This is a genomic window from Chitinophaga sp., from assembly GCF_036566945.1.
Classification (GTDB): domain Bacteria; phylum Bacteroidota; class Bacteroidia; order Chitinophagales; family Chitinophagaceae; genus Chitinophaga.
Genome location: NZ_DATCVJ010000182.1, coordinates 1 through 4,814 on the forward strand (window position 1 = coordinate 1; position 4,814 = coordinate 4,814).

The 4,814-nt window shown below is 46.1% G+C and carries 5 protein-coding genes; 3 read left to right on the plus strand and 2 right to left on the minus strand.

What is annotated here, in order from left to right; all coding sequences use genetic code 11:
• The coding region (locus VIP81_RS05100; protein ID WP_331957393.1) for an FAD-dependent oxidoreductase at positions 1-1,016 on the plus strand (1,016 nt) is incomplete at its 5' end.
• Between the two features lie 140 nt (positions 1,017-1,156).
• Positions 1,157-1,861: a ribose-5-phosphate isomerase RpiA gene (gene rpiA / locus VIP81_RS05105; protein ID WP_331957394.1), complete on the plus strand. Its 705-nt coding sequence runs from the start codon at positions 1,157-1,159 to the stop codon at positions 1,859-1,861.
• Here rpiA and VIP81_RS05110 read toward each other — a convergent pair.
• Positions 1,827-3,110: an MFS transporter gene (locus tag VIP81_RS05110; protein ID WP_331957395.1), complete on the minus strand. Its 1,284-nt coding sequence runs from the start codon at positions 3,108-3,110 to the stop codon at positions 1,827-1,829. The two genes, rpiA and VIP81_RS05110, sit on opposite strands and share 35 nt — an antisense overlap.
• 259 nt (positions 3,111-3,369) lie before the next feature.
• Between VIP81_RS05110 and VIP81_RS05115 the strand changes: the two genes are divergently transcribed.
• The gene (locus VIP81_RS05115; RefSeq protein ID WP_079472790.1) at positions 3,370-3,561 is read left to right on the plus strand and encodes a cold-shock protein; all 192 of its coding nucleotides are present in this window, start codon (positions 3,370-3,372) and stop codon (positions 3,559-3,561) included.
• 140 nt (positions 3,562-3,701) lie between these two features.
• Here VIP81_RS05115 and VIP81_RS05120 read toward each other — a convergent pair whose 3' ends face one another.
• The gene (locus VIP81_RS05120) at positions 3,702-4,655 is read right to left on the minus strand and encodes a nitrilase family protein (protein ID WP_331957396.1); all 954 of its coding nucleotides are present in this window, start codon (positions 4,653-4,655) and stop codon (positions 3,702-3,704) included.
• Between the last annotated feature and the right edge of the window lie 159 nt (positions 4,656-4,814).

The following is a 4,814-nucleotide window of genomic DNA, read 5'->3' on the forward strand; positions in this document are numbered from 1 at the left end:
AACCAGCGCTGAATAAACAACTGATTAGCTGGGGATGGAAGTTCGTGAAAAGCGCCACTACAAAACATGTAGCAGCATCGGCGTTGCCCCTGCGCGATATTAACCTCTTCAGCCGCTCCTTGTATACAGATCTTGCACAAAAACAAGGCTTTAATTTCGGGCTGGAACGTAAGGGTATTATCATGTATTATAAAACCGCCGCAGTGGCGGAAGAAGAAGCCCATCTGGCGCATCAGGCCAACGACATGGGCCTGGATGCCGTAGTGCTGGACAAAGCAGCTTTACAGCAGCTGGAACCAGCCGTGGAAATGGACGTTTTGGGAGGGGTGCATTACCGCTGCGATGGACACCTGTACCCCAATGATCTCATGCGGCAGCTGATCGCCTATTTGCAACAACATCAGGTACAATTTCTCCCAAATAAAGAAGTAACAAACATTAAAACCAACGGGAAAAAGGTAACCGCCGTAGTAACAGGTAGTGAAACACATACCGCCGACCTGTTTGTACTGGCTACCGGCTCCTGGACACCGGCAGTAGCGCGTTTGGCAGGTATTTCGGTACCAATGATGCCCGGTAAAGGATACTCCGTTACACTGGAATCTCCCGCTGTGAATTTAAATATTCCGGCTATTTTGTGTGAAGCCAGAGTGGCATTAACTCCTATGGGCAATAGGCTGCGGTATGGTGGTACTATGGAAGTGGCGCCCGTAAACGATACCGTGAATATGAACCGCGTGGCCGGTATCGTAGACTCTGTACAACGTTACTTTACCAATCTCCCGGTAAATATGCCTGATAAAACAGCCGTATGGAGTGGATGCAGGCCCTGTTCTCCGGATGGATTGCCTTATATCGGTTTCGTACCTTCTTACAATAATTTCTTACTGGGCGGCGGACATGCCATGATGGGTCTCAGTCTGGGACCCGCCACCGGTAAGCTGCTGGCAGAACTGGCCAATAGCGAAAAAACAAGTATTGACATCGCTGCGTTTTCGCCGGGAAGGTATTTGTAAAGCTAAAAGCAGAAAGCGAAAAGCAAAAAGCTATTGAAGCGAATGATCGGCGCGGGTATTATTTCCGCTCTATTCACTCGCTTCAATAGCTTTTTGCTTTTCGCTTTCTGCCTTCCGCTCCTAATTCATATATTTGATTTATGCAAGGAACAGATATCGGAAAAAAAGCCGCCGGCGAAAAAGCAGCGGAATATATCAAGTCAGGGATGACCGTTGGATTAGGTACGGGTAGTACCGCATACTATACAATACTACGTATAGGCGAGTTAGTGAGGGCCGGGCTGGAAATTAAGGCAGTAGCTACTTCTGCACAGTCGGAACAACTGGCGAGGGAACAACAGATCCCACTCATAGATTTTGAGAAAATAGAAAAGATAGATATAGATATTGATGGCGCAGATGAAGCCGATGCGCAACTGCAACTGATCAAAGGGGGAGGAGGCGCGTTGCTCCGCGAAAAAATTATAGCCGCTGCGTCCAAAGAAATGCTCGTGGTGATTGATGAGCATAAACTGGTAAAAAACCTGGGCAAATTTCCTTTGCCGGTAGAAGTAGCCACTTTCGGCTGGGAGCTTACCTTCAAACAGCTGGCTGCATTGGGAGCGCGCCCTGTACTGCGTTTAAGAGATAATAACCGCTTTGTAACAGACAACGGCAATTATATCCTCGATTGTCATTATCAGAAAATTCATAATGCGCCGGCATTGCATACACAACTCAACAATATTCCCGGCGTAGTAGAAAACGGTTTATTTCTCCACTACGCCAGCAGATTGATCATCGGCAATGAGGACGGTACTGTCAGGGAAATTACACATCCTTATCAAGCAAAGACGTCTTTTTAGTATCGCGGGAACTGAGGTATACCAGCAGTGAAATAAAAATACAAATGGTCACATACCAGTAATACATCGGCTCATGTCCCGTTTTTTTAAAGTACAGCGCAATGGGTTCTGCAGTACCACCAAAAATAGCCACTGTAAGGGCATAAGGGAAGCCTACCCCTAACGCACGTATTTCTGCCGGAAACATTTCCGCTTTTACCACCGCATTGATGGAAGTATAGCCGCTCACGATCACCAGCGCGAGGAGGATGAGCCAGAAGGCCGTCCATTCAGAGCTGGTTTGACTGATAGTGGTAAGAATAGGTACGGTACATAAGGTGCCCAGTACGCCGAAACCTACCAGCAGTGGCTTACGCCCGTAGATATCAGAGATCCAGCCAAATAAAGGCTGTAAACAGGCAAAGATCAGCATCAGGAAAAAGGTGATAGTGGTTGCCTGTTCAATGCCCAGATGTACGGTATTCACCAGGAATTTTTGCATATAGGTGGTGTAAGTGTAAAAGGCGAGAGTACCGCCCATGGTAAGTCCCACTACTGTCATCACCGCCCGCGGATGCAGCCGGAACAATAATTTCAGCGAGCCTTTTTCCTTTTCGTCTTTTATTTTTTCGAAAGAAGTAGATTCCTGCATATGTCTGCGCAGGTAAAGTGCAAAAAAGGCCAGTGCTGCACCAATCATAAACGGAATGCGCCATCCCCATTCATGCAGTTGTGCCGGCGTTAGAAACACTTTCTGCAACAGCATCTGTACACCCAGCGCAATAAGCTGACCGCCAATCAGTGTTACATACTGAAAGCTGGAATAGAAGCCCCGCAGCTCTTTGGTGGCCACTTCGCTCAGGTAGGTGGCAGAGGTGCCATATTCCCCACCTACACTCAATCCTTGTAAAAGCCTGGCCAGCAGCAGCAATGCAGGTGCAGCTACCCCAATCGTGTTGTAAGACGGCGTAAATGCGATGAGCAGAGAACCCAGCGACATCAGTAGTACCGATAGTGTCATCGACGCTTTACGGCCCTGTTTATCCGCTATCCGGCCAAACATCCAGCCTCCTATGGGCCGCATCAGAAAACCTACCGCGAAAATGGCGGCGGTATTGAGCAGCTGAGCCGTATAATTACCCTTTGGGAAAAAGATCGGTGCAAAATAGAGTGAAAAAGTGGCGTAAATGTACCAGTCGTACCATTCGACCAGGTTACCCGCGGAACCGGTTAATATGGCTTTTATTCGCCATGCGTCAGGATGTTTCATATATAACGCGAAAATATATTTTAATATGGAATTATGAGCCGGTATGCCCGCCAGCAACAGAAAAACTTTTAAAAAAATTAGGGTTGTATTCGGGAAATCACCTATCTTCGTACTGCTTCTTTAAGATAATGTATTACAATTCTGTTGGTAGATCACCTCTCACATTCAGCTTTTTCTTACACTTTTTCTTGTAGTCGCCCAGGTAGCCGCCTGCTGTAATAAATGGCGAGAACACGTTCACAATTAAATATTAAATATAATGCAAACAGGTGTAGTAAAATTTTTTAATGAAGCTAAAGGTTTTGGATTCATTAAAATCGAAGGTTCCGGACAAGAAATTTTTGTTCACGTATCTGGTATCAAAGAAAGCATCGGCGAAAATGACCGCGTAGTATTTGACGTGGAAGAAGGCAGAAAAGGCCCGAATGCTGTTAACGTAAGACTGGCATAATTTATTTTATAATAGTTTTGTTATAAACCGCGCTGGCTACGCCAGGGCGGTTTTTTTTATGCATTACTTTTATGAATGGATATAAAAAAACACGCCTGAACAGGCGTGTTTTTCTGTTTTATGCTGGCGCAAAAAATAAGTTATTTTTCTTCCTGCAACCACACTACTTTCTGGACAGATGCGTGCGGCGCCGCCATCACCGCACCGTATAAATCCGGTCTGCGGGCCAAACGATACCGGTAACCACCAGCCTCCGTCAGCTTATTTCGTGTAAGCGTTGCCGTTACTACATCGTTGCCCAGTTTGCGGCATTCTGCTATCACATCGCCAAATGGATCGAGGATCATGGAACAACCATTCTTTAACTGGTCATCGTCCATACCAATCGGATTGGAGAAAACGGCATAAATACCATTGTCGTACGCACGTGCCGGCAACCACTTCATCAGCCAGGCCCGCCCTTTCATACCATCAAATTCCAGCCGCAGAGAAGTAGGGTCGCTCTCCCGGTTCTCCCATAACTTCGGATCTACAAAACCCGCTCCAGGCCTGGTAGACGGGGTACACATGGTTACATGCGGCATGAAAATAATTTCTGCGCCCAGCAAAGCCGTGGCACGAACATTTTCTGTGATATTATTATCATAACAAATCAGCATGCCACATTTCCATCCCAGCAAATCAAATACAACGTATTCATTTCCCGGCGTCAGATGCGGATTAATAAACGGATGCAGTTTACGGTATTTCGCTACCAGCCCGTTTTTATCTACACATACATATGCTTTGAATAAATTATTATCGGCATCTTTTTCAAATAATCCCGCCAGTACCGCAATATTGTTTTCTGCGGCAATTTCCTGCAAAGCCTTGATAGAAGGACCATCCGGGATTATTTCGGACAACTCCAGCATTTGCTCTTTGGATAAATGTCTGGCGAAAGTATAGCCTGTTACGGCACATTCGTGGAAGGCCACTGCCTGGGCGCCATCTGCTGCGGCACGCGCAGATAATTCGCGGATAACACCAAGGTTATACGCCTTGTCATTGCTCCGGTTTTCAAATTGAGCCGTCGCTATTTTTATGGATTCCATCTCATTATATTTTGTTAGCAAAAAACGATAGCGAATATACATCTCATTTAGTTACGCGCAATATTGACGCAGTTTTCGCTGCTTTTCTGTATATTCGCGCTTTCAATTTATAACTAAATGCCCCAACCGGATAATACAAATATCATCTTTCACCTGGCG